Raw genomic sequence first — 18,008 nt, 5'->3', positions numbered from 1 at the left:
CGACAACGCCCTCTTGCCCCATTCCGGGGCAAGAGGGTGTTGTCTCATGTCACGAGCAGTTCCAGCAGCCGGGTCAGCACCTCGGCCTGCTGGGCGAGCGACCGATTCATCGCATAGCGGGTGCGCCCGGAGACACTGTGGGCGGCCGTCCCCGAGGGCAACAGTTCCGCTGCCACCTCCTCCAGATCCTCCCGATCCCACCCACGCGACCACGACGGCCGATCGGCCTCCCGCGCGGGGTCCTGCGGGGTGCGGCGCCGCCACAGGAGGGTGAAGACATCCTGCGTTCGGCTGTCGCGCATGACCTCGACCTTGAGATCGGGCCGGAGGAAGACCAGCGCGTACGGCTCGGCCCGCGGACCCTCGAACCCGAACCGGGCACGGAGGAAGCCGAAGTGGCTCTCGACCTCCTCCGCGAACACACGGCCACGCCGGGACTCAGGCATTCAGGACCCTCTCGGGTAACGGATCGCGACCCAGTGGTCGCCGCGCTGCTCGAACCGATATCCCAGGTCACGCAGGTAGCGCAACTCCCTTTGGTAGACGTTGCCCTTGGCGTAGATGGGCTTGTGGGGGTCCACCGTGAGCCGGATCTCGTCGCCCCTGGCGATGGCGTCGTCGACCCAGGCCTTGTTGCGCCGCCAGTACCATCGGCCGGTGCCCTTGTTCGGGACGTTGAGCACGTTGTACCCGGGACGTCCCAGATATGGGGTCACACCCACCCTGGTACCGAGCACCGTGCACGTCGAGTTGTGGACCAGGACGTCGGCCGCGCCCACCCCGACGTGGAAGGTGTGGGTGTCGCCGACGGTGAGGTTGTAGACGTGAGCGGGCTCGCGCATCCGCTGCACGACGGAGATCTGGACGAACGTCCCCGCTGCCGTCCGCAACCACATACCGGGTTCGAGCCGGTCGGCGGTGGCCCACTCGCGCAGGTCGGCGACCCAGAACGGGTGGCCGTCGGTGGCGACCACCGTGCCGCCGCCGTCCAGGGACACCCGGACCAGTTCCTTGACCCCGGCCCCCTCGATGACGGCGGTGACGGGCTCCGCCCGGCCTCGGCCGGTCTCCGGGTCGGTGGCGAGAACCCGGTCGCCGACCCGGAGGTCTCGGATGGGCCTGCGGGTGCCGTCGGCCATGACGACCGGCGTGTCACCGGTGAAACTGTTGGTGAGGCAGCTTCCGGCCCGGCCGAGACCGAAGGCACGGCCGAGCCCGCCGAGTCCGCAGCCGAGCGCCGCCTGGCCGCCGACGCTGCCCCAGTCGACCTTGCGGCCCGACAGGCGCTGGGCCAGATAGTCCAGCCCGCCCCCGAGCCCCGCTCCGGCGGCGCAGGTGGCGAGCAACGGGATCCGGCCGGTCGGATCGGTGTCGTTGACCGGGTCGCCGCCGATGTAGGCGTACAGGTTGGTGCCGCCGTCGAGGCCGCTCGGGTCCTCGCTGATGAATCGGCCCAGGGTGGGGCTGTAGTAGCGGGCGCGGTAGTGCATCAGACCGGTGCCGTCGTCCTCGCGGCCGGTGTAGGTGAACGGGTTCCCGCCCGTGCCGCCGGTGGCGCTCGCACCGCCGTAGGGGTCGTAGGCGTACTGTGCCTGGAGGTTGCCGTCGTCGGCGCCCAGGGCCAGCGTGTTGCCCTGAAGGTCACGCAGGTAGGTCTGCCGGCCCGCCGTCGTGCTCCTGGTGAGCCACTCGTCGACGCCGCCGGAGAGCAGGTCGGCGGTGACCGTACCGGCCGCGTCGGTCTCCGCGATCGGGTTGTCGCCGTCGGTCAGGAAACCGGTGACCGCGCCGTTGACGGTACGGCGGTCGCGGATGCCTTCCGCGTCGTACCGGAAGGCGGCCGACAGACCGGCCCTGTTCATGCCGGTCAGCTGGCCGCGCGCGTTCCACGTGTAGGCGGTGTCGCCGTCGTCGGCGAGGTTGCCGTCGAAGTCGTAGGCGAGAGTCCTGCCGCCCGCCGAGGTGAGCCGGTTGGCGCCGTCGTAGACGAGGCCGCCACGGGCCTGGGGCAGTGCCGACCTGGCCAGCGAGCCGCCGATGGCGCCGATCTTGCCGGTCAGGTCGTAGCTGTAGGTGAGCCTGCCCTTGTCGGTGGTGCCGTGCTTGTAGGTGAGGGCGTTGACCCGGCCGTCGTCGTCGTAGGTGTAGTGGCCGCTCCATCCGCCCGGCAGGGTCAGCCGCTCCTGCCGTCCCGCGCTGTCGTAGTGGGTGACCACTTCGTCGGCGCCCCGTTTGATCTTGCTCAGGGTGCCGTCCAGGCCGTACTCGTAGGTGAGCGGGGTACGGCCCGCCACGGTCGTGCTGACGGTCCGATCGGCCGCGTCGTGCGTGTAGGAGATCTGCCCTGCGGGCCGGGTGACCGTGGTGACCCGGTCGAGATCGTCATAGGCGAAGGTGGTGGTGCCGGCCGCCGCGGTGTCGGTGAGCCCGCTGAGCCGGTCGGCGCCGTCGTAGGCGAAGGTCACGGCCGACTCGGCGTTCTGGCCGTTGACGCCGTACCTGACCTCGGTGGGCCTGCCGAGCAGGTCGTAGCCGAACGTGGCGACCTTGCCGCTGCGCGCGGTGGTCTGCGCCGGCTTGCCCAGCGGTGTGTACGTCGTGGTCGCCGTCTTGCCCAGCGCGTCGGTGACGTGCGTCACCCGGTCGGAGTCGTCGTAGCGCCAGGTGATGGCGTGGCCGCGCGGGTCGGTGAGCCGGGTCAGGTTGCCCGCGTCGTCGTAGCCGAACCCAAGGGTCTGGCCCAGCGGGTTCGTGCTCGCGGTGACCTGGTTGCGGACGTCGTAGACCGTACGCCAGGTGGCACCGGCCGGGTTGGTGGTCTGGACGACCCGGCCCGCGCCGTCGGTGAAGAACCGGGTGGTACGGCCCAGCGGATCGACCGACGAGCGGAGGTCGCCCATGTGGTAGGTGTAGGCGGTGGTCTTGCCGGTCTTGTCGGTTACGCCGAGGAGTTGCCCTTCGGCGTTGTGGGTCATCCGGGTGGCCCGGCCGAGCGGATCGGTCTCCTTGACCAGGTTGCCCCGAGGGTCGTAGTCGAAGGTAGTGATCTTGCCGAACTCGTCAGTGATCTTGGATGGCAGGTCGAAGGCGCTGTAGACGACCCGCTCTGAATCGCTGGCCTGCGGCGTTCCGGCCATCCGGGTGGAGTGGGTGAGTCTGCCCTTGCCGTCGTAGTGGTAGGCGGTCACCCTCCCGGTGTGGTCGGTCGTCGACTCGATGCGCTGGTCGGCGCCTCTGGCGAAGGTGGTGGTGCGCGCGAGCGGGCTGCCGTACGCCTTGGTCTCGCTGGTCACGGCGCCGGTCGCGTTGAACAGGACCCGCTGGACCGAGCCGTCCGGGTGGGTCACCCGGGTCTCCGAGATCTTCCCTGCGGCGTCGGCTGTGTACTCGAAGCGGAAGGTACGCCCGTCGGGCAGCACTTGCCGGGCGACCCGGCCGGCGCTGTCGTACTCGTTGGTCAGGTAGGCGACGCCCCTGGTGTCGGTGGCGGTCAGCATGCGACCGGAACCGTCGTAGGTGTAGGAGAGCGTCTTGCCGGCCGGGTCGGTGACGGTGGCCAGGCGCCCGGTCCTGCCGGCGACGCTGTAGGTGTAGCTCACCCGCCGCCCGATGTTGTCGCTCGCGGCCGTGACCCGGTCCTCGTTGTCGTAGGTGAGGCCGATCCATCTGCCGTTGGGCGAGGTGATCCGGGTGATGCGGCGGTTGGCGTTGCGGGCGATCCGGACCGTGTTGCCGTTGCGGTCGGTGATCCTCGTGACCGGGGTGTACTCAGGGAAGTAGTAGACCGTGCCGTCTACCCTGGTCAGCCGCCATTCGCTGGATTTGTAGTCGATGACCGCGTCGCGCCACTCGCCGAGGGCGCTCTGCGCCGCGAAGACGGCGTCTGAGATCCCGGTCCCCGCCGAGGTGCGCTTGAAGTGCACCGTGCCGCCGCCCGGAAGGTACAGATCAACCTCTTTGTACTGCTCCTGCGAGTGCAGGAACATGTCGTAGGTGGACATCTGCCCCACGCCGAAGGTGCGGCTCGCCGTGTCCCCCTGGTAGCGGACCCGGCCCCACTCGATCGGCATGACGTCGTCGACGGCCAGGTCGGTCCGGGCATCGATGAGCTCGCCCGTCGACAACTGCACGGGGTCGCCCTCGACCCAGTCCCAGACGTCCCTGAACCACTTCTTCGTCCACGGGGGAAGCAGCCCGACGTTGAACATGCCGCCGAAGAACGACCACACCTTGGTCTCGGCGTCGGGGATGACCTGCGTGGCGTCCGCGCTGACCCGGCCGTGGCCGTAGACGTACCAGCCGCGCCGCTCCGGGTCGTAGTTCCAGAAGTCGACCTGATGGCCCGGCGGGAGCTTGCTGTAGTTCGGGTAGACGACGCTCGCCCCCGTCGGGAAGACGAACCCGCCGCCGGGCTGGATGGTGAAGTAGACGGGCACGATCCCGTTCGCGGGCAGCGGGAACGGCGGCCGGTCGATCGGGATGGGAGTGATCCCCAGCTCGGTGATGACCTTGCCCGCTTTGGTGCGGATGACCGATCCGGCGGGGATACGCACTTCCAGGCCCGGGATCTTGGGATTCTTCAGCACGACCTCGGTCTTGGTCGGCGAGTCGAACCTGACCACGTGCTGGGTGTCGAGCTGCTGCATCCAGATCGGGTACGGCAGCGCCGTGGTGCGGCCCTGCGCGGCGTCCGCCTTGATCGAGTAGAAGCCGTACCTGCGGCCCTTGCTCCCGGCGGGTCCGCCGTCCACGTCGAGGGTCACGGTGCCGGCCGGTAGGCCCGTGAGGAGGAACCTGCCCTGGCGGTCCGTGGTGGCGGTGACCGTGCCCGCGCTCACCGCGACCTTGGGCAGCGGCTTGCCGTCGATCGTCCGTACCAGTCCGGTGAGCGCGGTGCTGCCGTCGGCGGCCTTCAGCTCGGCCACGGGCTCGGGGTCGGGGCGGCGGATCAGCCAGTCGGTACCCCTGAGGTTGAGCTTGTCCGGCCGCCAGGACTGGCGGGTCTCCTCAGGCTGCTCGACCGGCGCTGGGTTGGTCTGCTCAGATTTGGTCGGCTCTGGCGTGATCGGCTCTGTCTTCGCTGGCTCAGCCGGGGCCGAAGCGGCGAGGGCGGTGCGGGTGGCGAGGGCAACGGTGATCTTGCCGACGCCGGCCTGGACCGGGTCGGCGACCACGGTGTAGGTCCCGGCCGTGGTCAGGTCGGCGATGTCGATCGTCCGGTTGACGCTGGTGAACGTGTTGGTCCAGCGGGTGCCGTCCGGCCTGTAGACGGCGATGTTCAGGCTGCTGGGGAAGGCGGCGACGTTGGAGATGGTCAGGCGCAGCCGCTGGCCCACCGCCCCGGTGAAGGTGAAGGCGGCGTCCTGACCCGGCCTGGTGGTCGTGGCCGAGGCGGCCGCGCCGCCCAGGGCGAGTGCTCCACCCGACACCCGTGTGGAGAAGGTCGCGGTGAACCTGCCCGTTCCCCCGTCCGTGGGATCCGCCACGATCCGGTAGCGGCCGGTCTGCGGCAGCCTGAAGACATCGATCTCGCCGACACTGTTGGCGCTCACGTAGGCGTCGCTGACGACCACGGTGCCGTCGGGCGCGATGATGCCGAAGTACGAGAGCTTGTTGACGGTGTTGGCGGTGATGCCGAGGCTGACGCCCTGGCCCGTGGTGCCGTCGAAGGTCAGGACCGCGTCCTGGCCCGGCCGCGTGATCGTGACCTGCGTGCCCGCCGCCGTGGGAGACAGCGGTCCTGCGGTGACCGCGGTCGCGTAGGTGACGGTGAGCGCCCCGGTACCGGCGTCCCAGGGGTCGATGACCACGGTGTACGTGCCGGTCTGCGGCAGCGAGGCGATGTCGCGCTCGTTGACGGAGCCGGGGTTGAAGTACCAGTTGTCCACCACCAGCGTCCCGTCGGGCGCGATGACGTCCAGATAGGAGGTCTTGTTGAGGGTGTTCGCGGTGATGGCCAGACTGGCCGCCTGTCCGGCCGTACCCTGAAAGGTCATGACCGCGTCCTGGCCCGGCCGCGCGATCGTGACCAGCGTGCCCCCCGCCGTGGCGGACAGTTGCCCCGCGTCGACCGGGTTCGAGTAGGTGACGGTCGCCGCACCGGTCGCGAGGTCCCAGGGGTCGATCACCACGGTGTAGGCGCCGGTCTGCGGGAGGGCGGCGATGTCGCGTTCACCGGGGGTGTTCGCGTTGAAGTACCAGTTGTCCACCACCAGCGTCCCGTCGGGCGCGATCACGTCCACGTAGGACGCCTTGCCGATGGTGTTCGCTGTGACGCCGAGGCCCGCAGCCTGTCCGGCCGTACCCTGAAAAGTCATGACCGCGTTCTGGCCCGGCCGCGTGATCGCGATCTGCGTGCCCGCCGCCGTGGCGGACAGTTGCCCCGCGTCGACCGCCTTCGAGAAGGTGACCGTGACCGCTCCGGTCGCCGCCGCGTTCGGGCTGAGCACCACCTGGTAGGTGCCGCTTTCCGGAAGGCGGGCGAGGTCGATCGCGCTGCTGCCGCCTGCGGTGACCATGTGGTTGTTCACGACGACGTCACCCGAGGGGGAGACCACGTCCGCGTGGATGAACTCGGCGGAGGTGTTCCCGGTCAGGCCGAGGCTGATCGGGGCGTTCGCCGTGCCCTCGAAGGTGGCGATGGCGCTCTGACCTGGACGGGTGATCGTCGCCGTCGTCCCGGCGGCGGTCGGCGACAGCGCACCGGCCGCGAGCGGCTCGGACATGGTCGCGGTGACCTGCCCGGCCGCGGTGGGCGCGGTGGGGTCGATCAGTACCTGGTAGGTCAGTCCCTCCCGCAGTCCGGTGAGCCTCAGCACCGAGTTCCCGGCGGCCGGCTCGCTGCCGACGCTCTCGCCCTGGGGGCCGAAGGCGCGCATCATGAACCCGTCCAGGGTGGAGCCCGTCATCCCGAGGTCGACGCGTCCCGAGGCGGGCGCGTCGAAGACCAGCACGGCGGACTTACCGGGCGCGGTGATGGAGACGGTCTGCGACGCCGTGCCCGGGTCCAGCCGGGTCGTGCTCTCGACCGTGGCCGGGTCCACGTCGGTCAACGGCACGACGAAGTCGCCCGGCACCGTGCTCTGACCGGACGGGGTCGAGACGATCACCTTGCCGGTCGTGGCGCCCTGGGGCACCTCGAACGTCAGGGAAGTGGCGGTGACGGCGGTGACCGTCGCCCGGTAGCCGTTGACGCTGACGACGTTGTCGGCGGCCTCGGCGGCGAAATTGCCGCCGGTCGCCGTGACGACGGTGGTCGCGGGGCCGGAGGCCGGCGAGAGCGCGGTCACGACCGGTCCGGACGCGGCGGCGGTGAAGGTGCCACCGGAGGCGGTCGCGCCTGCGACGGTGACGTCGACCTGGCCGCCGGTCGCCCCTTCCGGGACCGTGACCGTGAGTTCGGTGGCGGTGGCCCGGGTGACGGTGGCGGGCACCCCGTTGAACGTGACCGTGTTGCCCGCCGGGGTGGCGGCGAATCCGGTGCCGTGCAACCGTACGGTCTGCCCCGCCTTGGCGGTCACGGGCACCACACTCATGACCTTGAGCTGGCCTGCGGCCAATCGGGTGACACCGAGAACGTTCCCGGCGGCGTCGTAGTCGTAGACCGCCGACTCGCCCCCAGGCTGGGTGGCCCCCACCAGCCGACCGGCCGCGTCGTAGGCGTAGGAGACGGGCCCGGGGGCGGGTTCGGCCGCACGCGGACCGGCCGCCTCCGACCGCTGCGTGGTCCGTACGGGCGCCTCAGCGGGCCGCCCTCCGGCTTCTGCGACGGCCGGGACCGGTGGTAAGGCCACCATGATGGCCAGGGATAACGCCAGTAAGCGGGCACGCTGAAAAGACCTCATGATGAACTCCCCGTAAACACAACGATGCGCCGCCGACGACGAACCCTCGGGCGGCGCACGTGACAAGATCGATGTTAGGTTCGCCCCTAAATACCCGCAATAGGCATCCAAATCCCCATCGAGGTGTGGCCCCATGGCGAAGATCGGACGGCGGCACGCGCTCGCCGCAGGCGGCCTCGCCGCGTTAGGCGTACTGACCGCAGGGGACGAGGAGTCCGTTCGGGCTCAGGACACCGGCCACCTGCGTGACGTGCTCCTCCCGCCCCGCGAACACCTGCTGCTCACCGCCCTCGACGTCTCCCGCGCCGACGCCTACCGCACCCTCGCCCACCTCATCGCGACCAGGGACGAGCCGGTCGCGGCGACGCTCGCGCTCGGCGCCTCCTGGTTCGCCAAGACGGGCAGAACCGACCTTCCGACGGCGCTGACGGCCATGCCCGTGTTCGAGGGCGACGTGCTGGACGCCGGCCTGAGCCACGGCGACCTGCTGCTCCAGCTCACCGCGTCCTCGGCCGACCTGGCACAACGGGTGAGAGACAGGTGGATCCGGCAGGTCCCGGGCAGCCGGGTGCGCTGGGAGCGCCGAGGCTTCCAGACCCGGGCGGGCACCGCCCCCGAGGGCCGCCCACTGACCCGCAACCACTTCGGCTTCGTCGAAGGTCACACCAACCCGCCCCGGCAGTCGCTGCGCGAGGTCGTCGAGATCGGCCCCGGGGCCCGCGAGCCCGCCTGGGCGATCGGCGGAACCTACCAGGTCGTACGGATCATCCGTTTCGCCACCGAGTTCTGGAACGAGGACCCCGTCCCGGTACAGGAGCGGGTGATGGGCCGCCGCCGTGACGGCACCTGGCTCGACGGCTCCCCCGCCACCGGCCACCCGCGCTTCTCCACCGACCCGCACGGACTGGTCACGCCGCTCGACTCGCACGCCCGCCGCGCCAACCCCCGCGAGCCCGGGACAGAGGCCCCCAGGATGCTGCGGCGCGGATACACCTACCGCCAGAGCGCGACGGACGAGGGGATGCTGTTCATCGCCTTCCAGGCGGACATGGAACGCGGATTCGCCGGGGTGCAGCGCCGTCTGGCCGGGCAGGCTCTGGACCGGTATGTCCTCACGGTCGGCGGCGGCTACTTCTTCGTTCCCGACCCGGCCAGACTGCGTTGAGGCCGGTCATGTCACGCCAGCCCCCGGCGCCCGCGAGGAGCGGGCTCCGGGGAAGCCGAAAAGCGGCGGCGGGTGGCCTGGACATTAGGAACGGAAGGACTCCACGGAGAAGAACTTCGCCACGTCGTCCAGGATCGCCTGACCGCCCTGCAGCCCGACCGCGCTCATCCACGTCAGGTCGGACACGTCGTGCTTGGTCCCCTTCAGCTTCTCCCACAGCGGGTTGGACGTGAACTTGTCCTTGGCCCCCGTGGCCGAGGGGTCCTGGTAGGTCGAGACGAAGATGTGGTCGGCGTCCAGGTCCGTGATCCGCTCCTGGCTGATCGGGACCATGATCTCCTTCGGGTCCGTCGGCTGGCCCTCCGGCCGGGGGAAGCCCACGTCCTTCAGGACGACTCCCGAGTAGGAGTTCTCGACGTACAGCCGCACCTCGGGCTCGCCCGCGAACCGCAGCGGGGCGATGGTGGGCATCTTGCCCTCCTTCTCCTTGATGGCCGCCCCGATCTTCCCCGCCCGCTCCTCGAACTTCTTGAGGGTGGTGTCGGCGAGGTCCTCCTTGCCGAGCGCCTGCCCCACGAGCCGGACGTTGTCCTTCCAGATCGCCCCGGTCGTCTCGCTGAACACCGTCGGCGCGATCCTGGCGAGCTTGTCGTACAGGGCCCCGTGCCGCACCTTGGCCGAGACGATCAGGTCCGGCTTGAGCGCGGTGATCTTCTCCAGGCTGGGCGCTTCGAGAGTGCCGACCGAGACGGCGTCCTTGCCGTACGTCTGCGCGACGGTCCCCAGGTAGTCGGGAAGCTTGTCGGTGATGCCCCGGTAGTTGGTGTACCCGATCACCTGCGTCTCCAGAGTGAGGACGGCGTCCACGAAACTCTGGTCGAGGGCGACGACCCGCTTCGGCTGGGTGGGGATCTTCGTCTCCCCCATCGCGTGCTTGATCACCCGGAAGGGTGCCGCACTCGGCTGGGCCTCCGTCTTCGTCTCGGGCGCGGCGGCCTGACCACCGCACGCGGCCAGCCCCATCGCCAGCACGGCTATCGCGACCGCACGCAACGTTCTCACTTCAGTCCCTCTCGGTTTGTTTGATTAGGCAACCCTTAATTAGGTTAGCCCTGCCTAAGCTGGCATACTTCAGCGGGATCGGGCAACAACAAGGAGGCGGAAATGGTGACGACCGCGGTCGCCCTTCCCCGGATCCGCCACCGCAGACTGGTCACCTTGGCCGTGCTCCTCGGGGCGCTGGCCGTCGCCGTAGTGGCGAGTATCACCATCGGATCCAGGTCGGTGCCGCTCGCCGACGCCTGGCACGCGATCGTCGCGCCCACCGGCACCGAGGGTGACATCATCATCCGCTCGCTGCGCGTGCCGCGCACCGCGCTCGGCATCCTCGCCGGGGTCGCGCTCGGCGTCGCGGGCGCGCTCATGCAGGGTCACACCCGCAACCCGCTCGCCGATCCCGGCCTGCTCGGCGTCACCCAGGGCGCCGCCTTCGCGATGGTCACCTCGATCATCGTGCTCGGCACCTCCAGCCTGCTCGTCTACATCTGGTTCGGCCTCGCCGGCGCGCTCGTCGCGAGCGTCGGCGTCTTCGCCCTCGGCATGGTGGGCGGGCGCGGCGGCCCGACGCCCGTGACGCTCGCCCTCGCCGGCACCGCCGTCAGCGCCTTCCTGTACGCGCTGACCTCAAGCGTCGTCCTGCTCGACGAGCAGGCGATGGACGTCTTCCGCTTCTGGCAGTCGGGCTCGATCGCCGCCAGGGGCGGCGAGGTCGTCTGGCAGGTGCTGCCGTTCATCGCCGTCGGCCTGCTGCTGGCCGCGCTCAACGCGCCCGGCCTCAACGCGCTCGCGCTCGGCGAGGACGTGGCCCGCAGCCTCGGCCAGAACATCACGCTCACCCGCACCGTCGGCGTCGGCGCCGTCACCCTGTTGTCCGGCGCGGCCGTCGCCGCGTGCGGGTCACTGTCGTTCATCGGACTGATCGTCCCCCACCTGGCAAGACGCCTGTCCGGCACCGACCACCGGTGGCTGCTGCCGTTCTCCGGGCTGGTCGGCGCCGTGCTCCTGCTGCTCGCCGACGTGGTCGGCCGGGTCGTCGCCCCTCCGGGCGAACTGGAGGTCGGCGTGGTCCTCGCCCTCATCGGCGCCCCCTTCTTCGTCGCGCTGGTCAGGCGCAGGAAGCCGGTGCGACTGTGAGTTCCCACGCTTTCCGCGTCGGCGGCCTGTCCTGGCGGGTACGCGCGCGCGGCGTGGCCGTCACCGTCGGCGGGCTGGCCCTGCTGGTGCTGCTGATGGCGCTCAACATGCGCATCGGCGACCTGCCGATGAGCCTCGCCGAGGTGCTGCGCGCCACCTTCGACGCGGGCAGCGACCACCACTTCGTCGTCATGGACCTGCGCCTGCCCCGCGCCCTCACCGGCGCGCTCGTCGGCGCCGCGCTGGCGCTGGCCGGGGCGATCACCCAGTCCATCGCCCGCAACCCGCTGGCCAGCCCGGAGATCCTCGGTGTCACCACCGGCGCCTCCGTCGCCGTCGTCGCGGGCGTCGTCTTCACCGGCAGCGTCCACGGCGGCGTCAGCGGGCTGCTGGCCAGCGTCGGCATCCCCGCGCTCGCGCTGATCGGCGGCCTGTCCGGAGCGGCGATCGTGTACGCGCTCGCCTGGCGGCGCGGCCTCGACGGCTACCGGCTGGTCCTCGTCGGCATCGGCGTCGCGGCGGTGTTCACCAACGTCAAGTACTGGCTGATGACCGTCGGCGACGTCAACGACACCGGCCAGGCCATGGTCTGGATCAGCGGCTCGCTGAACGGGCGCGGCTGGGAACACGTGCAGCCGGTCGGCCTGGCGCTGGCCGTGCTCATCCCGCTCACCCTGCTCGGCACCCGCTCGCTCAACGCGCTGCGCTTCTCCGACGACACCGTCACCGCGCTCGGCGTCCCCATGAACCGCTCGCGGGCGCTGCTCGTCCTCGCCGCCGTCCTGCTGGCCGCCGTCGCCACCGCCTCGGCGGGCCCGGTCGCCTTCGTCGCCCTGGCCGCGCCGCAGATCGCGTTGCGGCTGATCCGCTGCCCCCATCCGCCCCTGCTGTCGTCGGCGATCGTCGGCGCCGGCCTCACCGCCGGGGCCGACCTGCTCGCGCGGGTCGTCTTCGCCCCGGTCGAACTGCCCGTCGGCGTCGTCACCGCCGTCCTGGGCGCACCGTACTTGATCTACCTCCTCGTTCGCATCCGTAGGGGAAGCACATGAGACTGCAGGCCGTTGACGTCAAGCTCGGGTACGGCGACCGCCTCATCGTGGACGGCCTGGACCTCGGCATCGAGACCGGCACCGTCACCACCATCATCGGCCCGAACGGGTGCGGCAAGTCCACGCTGCTGCGCGCGCTCGGCCGCCTGCTGAAGCCGTCCGGCGGCGAGGTGCTGCTGGACGGCAAACGCATCGCCGCCATCCCGACGAAGGAGGTGGCCAGGGTCCTCACCGTGCTGCCGCAGTCGCCGACGGCGCCGGAGGGCCTGACCGTGGCCGACCTGGTGGCCCGGGGCAGGCACCCGCACCAGACCTGGTACCGGCAGTGGTCGTCGGACGACGAGTCCGCCGTCGGCCACGCGCTGGACCTGACCGGCCTCGCCGACCTGGCCGAGCGCCCGCTGGACGAGTTGTCCGGCGGGCAGCGGCAGCGGGCGTGGATCTCCATGGCGCTGGCCCAGGGCACCGACCTGCTGCTGCTGGACGAGCCCACCACCTTCCTCGACCTGGCCCACCAGGTCGAGGTGCTCGAACTCGTGCGCCACCTGCACCGGGAGTCCGGCCGGACCATCGTCATGGTCCTGCACGACCTGAACCTGGCCGCCCGCTACACCGACCGGCTCGTCGCCATGCGCGAGGGCCGTGTGGTCGCGGCCGGCACCCCGCACGAGGTCCTCACCGAGGACCTGCTGCGGACGGTGTTCGGCCTCGACTCCAAGATCATCGACGACCCGGTGGCGGGCACCCCCCTGGTCGTGCCCATCGGGCCCGCCCACTGACCTAAGCCAGCTCCGCCAGCGCCCGGGTGATGTCCGCGTCGCCCGGCGCCAGTTCGGCGGCCCGCACCAGGTCCGCCCGCGCCTCCGCCGGTCTGCCCCACTTCCGCAGCGCGAGCGCCCGGTTGAAGCGCAGCTCCGGCGAGTCCTCCGCCGTCAGCGCCCGGGTCAGGTCGGCGACCGCCGCCCGGTAGTCGCCCTTGTCGAAGGCCACCTCGGCCCGGCCCGCCCACGCGGGGGCCAGCGTCGGCTCCAGTGCGAGCGCCGTGTCGAAGGCCGCCCTGGCCTCGCCGGTCCTGCCCTCGGCCAGCTCGACCTGACCCAGCACGCACATCAGGAACGGCTCGCGCGGGGTCAGCCGCAGGCCGCACTCGACGTCCGCGCGGGCCGCGCCGTACTGGCCGGCGGCGGCGTGCAGGCCCGCCCGGTTGACGTACGCGGGCGCGAACTCGGGGTCGAGCTCCAGCGCGTAGTCGAGGTCGGCGCGGGCCCCCGTGTGGTCGCCGAGGGCGAAGCGGATCTCGGCCCGGTTGTAGTACGGCTCGGGGAAGGGCGGGCTGACCCGCATCGCGCTCTCGTAGTCGGCCAGCGCCTCCGCGAGACGGCCCAGCTTGTGCAGGAGGTTGCCCCGGTCGAGATAGTAGTCGGGGTAGCCGGGGTCGGCCGCGATGACGGCGGCGTACTCGGCCAGCGCCTCGTCGTGCCTGCCGAGCATCGCGTAGAGCTGGCCCCGGTTGGCTCGCAGCACCAGCCGGTGGATGGGGTGCTCGTCCGGGTCGAGGTCGCGTTCGGCCAGGTCGATGGCCTCCTCCACGAGCCCGAGGGCGGTTTCCGTACGGCCCTGCCGTACCTCGACCAGCGCCCGGCCGTTGAGGTCGAACCCAAGGTGGAAGGCACGCTCGCGGCGGTCGGGCAGCAGCGAGGTGATGGTGATCGCCTCGTTGATCCAGGCCAGTGCCTGGCCGGTGTCACGCCTGGCCGGGTCGTGATGTCGGACGTTCAGCATGGCCAGCGAGCAGGCGACCGTGGCGCGGTGCCTCGGCTCCGTGGCCACCCGCCTGGCCTGCTCGTACAGGTCTCTGGCCTCCTCCTCGCGCTCGATGGCCTCCAGCGCGGCCGTGGTGCGGTGCAGCAGCATCCACCACCGCTCGGGGTCGGCCGCGTGGTCGAGCCCGTCGATCGCGGCCAGCCCCGCCTCGGCCATCGCGTGGTGGAAGCCCTCGTCCCTGAAACGGTCGTAGTCGACCGAGAACGGGGCCGTGACCGGCCGGGAGCACCCCTCCACCAGGTCGAGGCCCGCCACGCGGCGCCGCAGGACCCCCACCAGCTCCGCGTCCGTGGGGTCGGCCTGCGCGAGGTTGTCGACCACCACGGTCATCGGCCCGGTCCGCTCCAGGTGCCCGGCGACGAGTTCGGCCAGCCCGTTGGCGATCCGCAGGGTCCGGCGCGCACCCGGGATGAGGATCCGTTGTTCCCTGGGCAGCCGGTCGGCCAGGGAGCGTCTGCGCCTCGGCACGCTCGCGGTCAGCCCGGGAGCGACGACCCTGATCTCGATGTCGTGGGCGGCCACCAGGTCGGGGGCCGTACGGGGCAGAATGTGGCCGAGCAGCGCGGCACCGAACGTGTACGGCCCGCCCGGCCGCCGGTCGGCGTCGATGGTGATGCGGTCCACCTGGTCCCTTCAGCCGGAGGAGCGGCCAGGCGCCCTCCAGGGGAAACGCCTGGCCATCGGAACGTCAGTTCTTGTGCCGCGGCGCGGCGGCGCCAGCAGGCTTGACGGTTCCGGGCTTGTGGACCACGACCTTCTTCATGCTTGCCCTTCCACATGGCGAAGCCGCGGGCGCGACACACCCGCGACCGCGATCTTTAGGTGACCGCCTCATGTGACCACAGCGCCAAGTCAGAGATCAAGGCTTGCCGGGTAAGGGACATTAACCGCCAAATACGGAGACCCCCCACGGAATGGGGTGGGAGGTCCGAAAACTACCGAAATCACTCGTCGCCGAGGAGTGCGTCCACGAAGACCTCGGGGTCGAACGGCGCCAGGTCGTCGGGGCCCTCACCGAGCCCGACCAGCTTCACCGGCACCCCCAGCTCACGCTGCACCGAGATCACGATGCCGCCCTTGGCCGTGCCGTCGAGCTTGGTGAGCGCGATGCCCGTGATGTTGACGACCTCGGCGAACACCTGCGCCTGGCGCATGCCGTTCTGGCCGGTGGTGGCGTCGAGGACCAGCAGCACCTCATCGACCGTGGCCTTCTTCTCGATGACCCGCTTCACCTTGCCGAGCTCGTCCATCAGACCGGTCTTGGTGTGCAGGCGGCCCGCCGTGTCGACGATGACCACGTCGACCTTGTCGTCCATGCCCTTGGCCGTGGCCTCGAAGGCCACCGACGCCGGGTCGCCGCCCTCGGGCCCGCGCACCACCTCGGCGCCGACCCGGTCGCCCCAGGTCTGCAGCTGCTCCGCGGCCGCCGCGCGGAAGGTGTCGGCCGCGCCGAGCACGACCTTCTTGCCGTCGCCCACGAGCGAGCGGGCCAGCTTGCCCGTCGTGGTGGTCTTGCCGGTGCCGTTGACGCCCACGACGAGCACCACGGCCGGGCGCTCGCCGTGCTTGGCCACGTGGAGCGTCCGGTCGAGGTCGGGGTTGATCTGCGCCAGCAACTGCTCGCGCAGCAGCTTGCGCGCCTCGACGGGAGTGCGACTGCCCAGCACCTTGACCTTGGTCCGCAGCTCCTCGACCATCGCCTGCGTCGGCGCGACGCCGACGTCGGCCGTGATCAGGCTCTCCTCGATCTCTTCCCACACCTCGTCGTCGAGCCGGTCGCGCGACAGCAGCTCCAGCAGCCCCCGGCCGAACGAGCTCTGCGAGCGGGCCAGGCGCGAACGCAGCCGGACCATGCGGCCCGCCGACGGCGGCGGCACCTCCACCACGGGCTCCGGCTTGACCTCGACGGCCGGAGCGGGCGGCGGGACGGTCGTCGTGGCGCCCTGTTCGTCCTCCGGCGCGGCGGCCGGGCGCTTCTCCTTCTCCTCCGGGAGCGGAAGCGTCTCAGGCGGTTCGACCGGCGGCGCGGTCTTGCCACCCGGCTTGAACAGCAGGAACAGGCCGCCGGCCGCCACCAGGGCGACGACGACCACGATCACGACTATGCCGAGGTAACCATCCACAACATGCCAGTTTTCCAGATCGCCCCGGGTGCTCGCGCCTTAGACGCGTTCGCGAAGCCGCTGGCTGATGACCTGTGTGACGCCGTCGCCGCGCATCGACACGCCGTACAGGGCGTCGGCGATCTCCATCGTGCGCTTGTTGTGCGTGATCACGATCAGCTGGGAACTCTCCCTCAGCTCCTCGAACAAGGTCAGCAGGCGCTGCGTGTTGGTGTCGTCGAGAGCCGCCTCGACCTCGTCCATCACGTAGAACGGCGACGGCCGCGCCTTGAAGATGGACACCAGGAAGGCCACCGCGGTCAGCGACCGCTCGCCGCCGGACAGCAGCGACAGCCGCTTGACCTTCTTGCCCGGCGGCCGGGCCTCGACCTCGATGCCGGTGGTGAGCATGTCGGCCGGATCGGTCAGCACCAGCTTGCCGTCGCCCCCGGGGAAGACCCGGGTGAAGATCTGCTCGAACTCCCGGGCGACGTCCTCGTAGGCGGCGGCGAACATGGCCTGGACCCGGTTGTCGACCTCCTGCACCACGGTCATCAGCTCACGCCGGGTGTTCTTCAGGTCCTCCAGCTGCGAGTTGAGGAAGGCGTGGCGCTCCTCCAGCGCCGCGAACTCCTCCAGCGCGAGCGGGTTGACCTTGCCGAGCTCGGTCATCTGCCGCTCGGCCGCGCGGGCGCGCTTCTCCTGCTCCCGCCGCTCGTACGGCACCGGCGGCTCCCCCGGCACCGGCACGTCGGGACCGTACTCGGCCACCAGCGCCTCGGCCTCGACGCCGAAGTCGGCCAGCGCCCGCTGCTCCATCTGCTCCAGCCGCAGCCGCTGCTCGGTGCGCGCGACCTCGCTGCCGTGGACCCGGTTGACCAGCTTGTCGAGCTCCTGCCCCAGCTCGCGCACCCGCAGGCGGACCTGCTTGAGCTCGGCGTCGACCGCCACCCGCGCCAGATCGGCCGCGTCGCGCTCGCCGGCGGCCAGCTCGATGGATCCGGCCAGCACCCGCAGCACCCGGGCCGCGCCCTTGGCCACGGCGTCGGCGACGACGGCCAGCTGCTTGCGCCTGGCCCGCTGGGTGGCGGCCTGGGCGCGCTCGTGGCGTTCGCGCTGGGCGGCGCGAAGCAGGCCGTCGGCCTTGCCTTCGAGGCCCTTGACCCGCTCCTCCGCGGTGCGCACCTGAAGGCGGGCCTCCATCTCGCGCTGCCGGGCGGCGGTGGTGGCCTCGGCCAGGTCGTCGCGGGCGTCGGTGGTCGGCTCGCTCTCCAGTTCGCCCGCGTACTCGGCCTCGGCCAGCCGGATCTCCAGTTCGGCGGCCTCCTCGCGGGCCTGCGCCCGCGCCTCCTCGGCGGCGGCGACGCTCTTGGCCAGGCGGGCGGCCTCGTCGGCGGCGGCCTGGGCGGCGGCCTCAAGCTGGGCCAGGCGCTTGGCGGCGGCGGCGTCGCGCTGGTCGGCCTCGCGCTGCCTGGCCCTGACCTGGTCGAGGCCGCCCTGCGCCGCGCTGACCCCTGCCTGGGCGACTCTGATGGCGGTCGGCGCCTCGGTGACGCGGGCCTGTGCGGCGTCGAGTTCCGCCTGCGCCCGGTGCTCGGCCTCGGCGGCGGACTCCAGCCCGATGGCGGTCCGCCCGGCGGTGACGCGGGCGGCGTCGAGGTCGGCGGCGGCCTGGTCGAGCGCGGCGCGCATCTGCAGGACGGAGGACCCGCCCGCGCCGCCGCCCACCGCGAGGTGCGCGGCGAGCACGTCGCCGTCCCTGGTGACCGCCCGCAGGCCGGGGTGCGCGCCGACGAGGGCGCGGGCGGCGGCGAGGTCGTCGACCACGACG

10 protein-coding genes are annotated in these 18,008 nt (G+C 71.3%); 4 read left to right on the top strand and 6 right to left on the bottom strand.

Going from position 1 to position 18,008, the window contains the following annotated elements; all coding sequences use genetic code 11:
- Positions 1-44: 44 nt before the first annotated feature.
- Together ABD120_RS10720 and ABD120_RS10715 are read right to left on the bottom strand one after the other, a co-directional pair.
- Positions 45-446 (bottom strand): hypothetical protein, encoded by a 402-nt coding sequence (locus tag ABD120_RS10720; protein ID WP_343949604.1) that lies wholly within the window; start codon positions 444-446, stop codon positions 45-47.
- The gene (locus ABD120_RS10715; RefSeq protein WP_343949603.1) at positions 447-7,844 is read right to left on the bottom strand and encodes an RHS repeat-associated core domain-containing protein; all 7,398 of its coding nucleotides are present in this window, start codon (positions 7,842-7,844) and stop codon (positions 447-449) included.
- Between the two features lie 133 nt (positions 7,845-7,977).
- Between ABD120_RS10715 and ABD120_RS10710 the strand changes: the two genes are divergently transcribed.
- The gene (locus tag ABD120_RS10710) at positions 7,978-9,009 is read left to right on the top strand and encodes a Dyp-type peroxidase (protein ID WP_343949602.1); all 1,032 of its coding nucleotides are present in this window, start codon (positions 7,978-7,980) and stop codon (positions 9,007-9,009) included.
- Positions 9,010-9,093: 84 nt separating this feature from the next.
- Here ABD120_RS10710 and ABD120_RS10705 read toward each other — a convergent pair whose 3' ends face one another.
- Entirely contained in the window at positions 9,094-10,071 is a 978-nt protein-coding gene (locus ABD120_RS10705) for an ABC transporter substrate-binding protein (protein ID WP_343949601.1), read from the bottom strand.
- A gap of 102 nt (positions 10,072-10,173) precedes the next feature.
- Between ABD120_RS10705 and ABD120_RS10700 the strand changes: the two genes are divergently transcribed.
- The 3 genes from ABD120_RS10700 to ABD120_RS10690 are packed head-to-tail and all read left to right on the top strand — an operon-like array spanning position 10,174 to position 13,030.
- Entirely contained in the window at positions 10,174-11,202 is a 1,029-nt protein-coding gene (locus tag ABD120_RS10700; protein ID WP_343949600.1) for a FecCD family ABC transporter permease, read from the top strand.
- Positions 11,199-12,251, top strand: coding sequence for a FecCD family ABC transporter permease (locus ABD120_RS10695; RefSeq protein ID WP_343949599.1), 1,053 nt, complete (start codon positions 11,199-11,201; stop codon positions 12,249-12,251). Before ABD120_RS10700 ends, ABD120_RS10695 begins: the two co-directional genes overlap by 4 nt.
- A complete protein-coding gene (locus ABD120_RS10690) occupies positions 12,248-13,030 on the top strand; it encodes an ABC transporter ATP-binding protein (protein WP_343949598.1) in 783 nt (260 codons plus the stop codon). Before ABD120_RS10695 ends, ABD120_RS10690 begins: the two co-directional genes overlap by 4 nt.
- Position 13,031: 1 nt before the next feature.
- Here the strand turns inward: ABD120_RS10690 and ABD120_RS10685 are convergent, their stop codons facing one another.
- The 3 genes from ABD120_RS10685 to ABD120_RS10675 all read right to left on the bottom strand — a co-directional run.
- Entirely contained in the window at positions 13,032-14,699 is a 1,668-nt protein-coding gene (locus ABD120_RS10685) for a tetratricopeptide repeat protein (RefSeq protein ID WP_343949597.1), read from the bottom strand.
- Positions 14,700-15,019: 320 nt separating this feature from the next.
- Entirely contained in the window at positions 15,020-16,198 is a 1,179-nt protein-coding gene (gene ftsY, locus ABD120_RS10680; protein WP_343949596.1) for a signal recognition particle-docking protein FtsY, read from the bottom strand.
- 39 nt (positions 16,199-16,237) lie between these two features.
- Positions 16,238-18,008: AAA family ATPase (locus ABD120_RS10675; protein ID WP_343949595.1), on the bottom strand; the 1,771-nt coding region annotated here is incomplete at its 5' end.

This window comes from Nonomuraea longicatena (genome assembly GCF_039525605.1).
In the GTDB taxonomy this organism is placed as follows: Bacteria; Actinomycetota; Actinomycetes; order Streptosporangiales; family Streptosporangiaceae; genus Nonomuraea; species Nonomuraea longicatena.
This window is presented reverse-complemented; position numbering and strand designations above follow the sequence as displayed.

Excerpts from the sequence above, each read along its gene's own strand:
- ABD120_RS10720 (WP_343949604.1), bottom strand. The coding sequence starts at position 446 with ATGCCTGAGTCCCGGCGTGGCCGTGTGTTCGCGGAGGAGGTCGAGAGC.
- ABD120_RS10690 (WP_343949598.1), top strand. The coding sequence starts at position 12,248 with ATGAGACTGCAGGCCGTTGACGTCAAGCTCGGGTACGGCGACCGCCTC.
- ABD120_RS10715 (WP_343949603.1), bottom strand. The coding sequence starts at position 7,844 with ATGAGGTCTTTTCAGCGTGCCCGCTTACTGGCGTTATCCCTGGCCATC.
- ABD120_RS10710 (WP_343949602.1), top strand. The coding sequence starts at position 7,978 with ATGGCGAAGATCGGACGGCGGCACGCGCTCGCCGCAGGCGGCCTCGCC.
- ABD120_RS10700 (WP_343949600.1), top strand. The coding sequence starts at position 10,174 with ATGGTGACGACCGCGGTCGCCCTTCCCCGGATCCGCCACCGCAGACTG.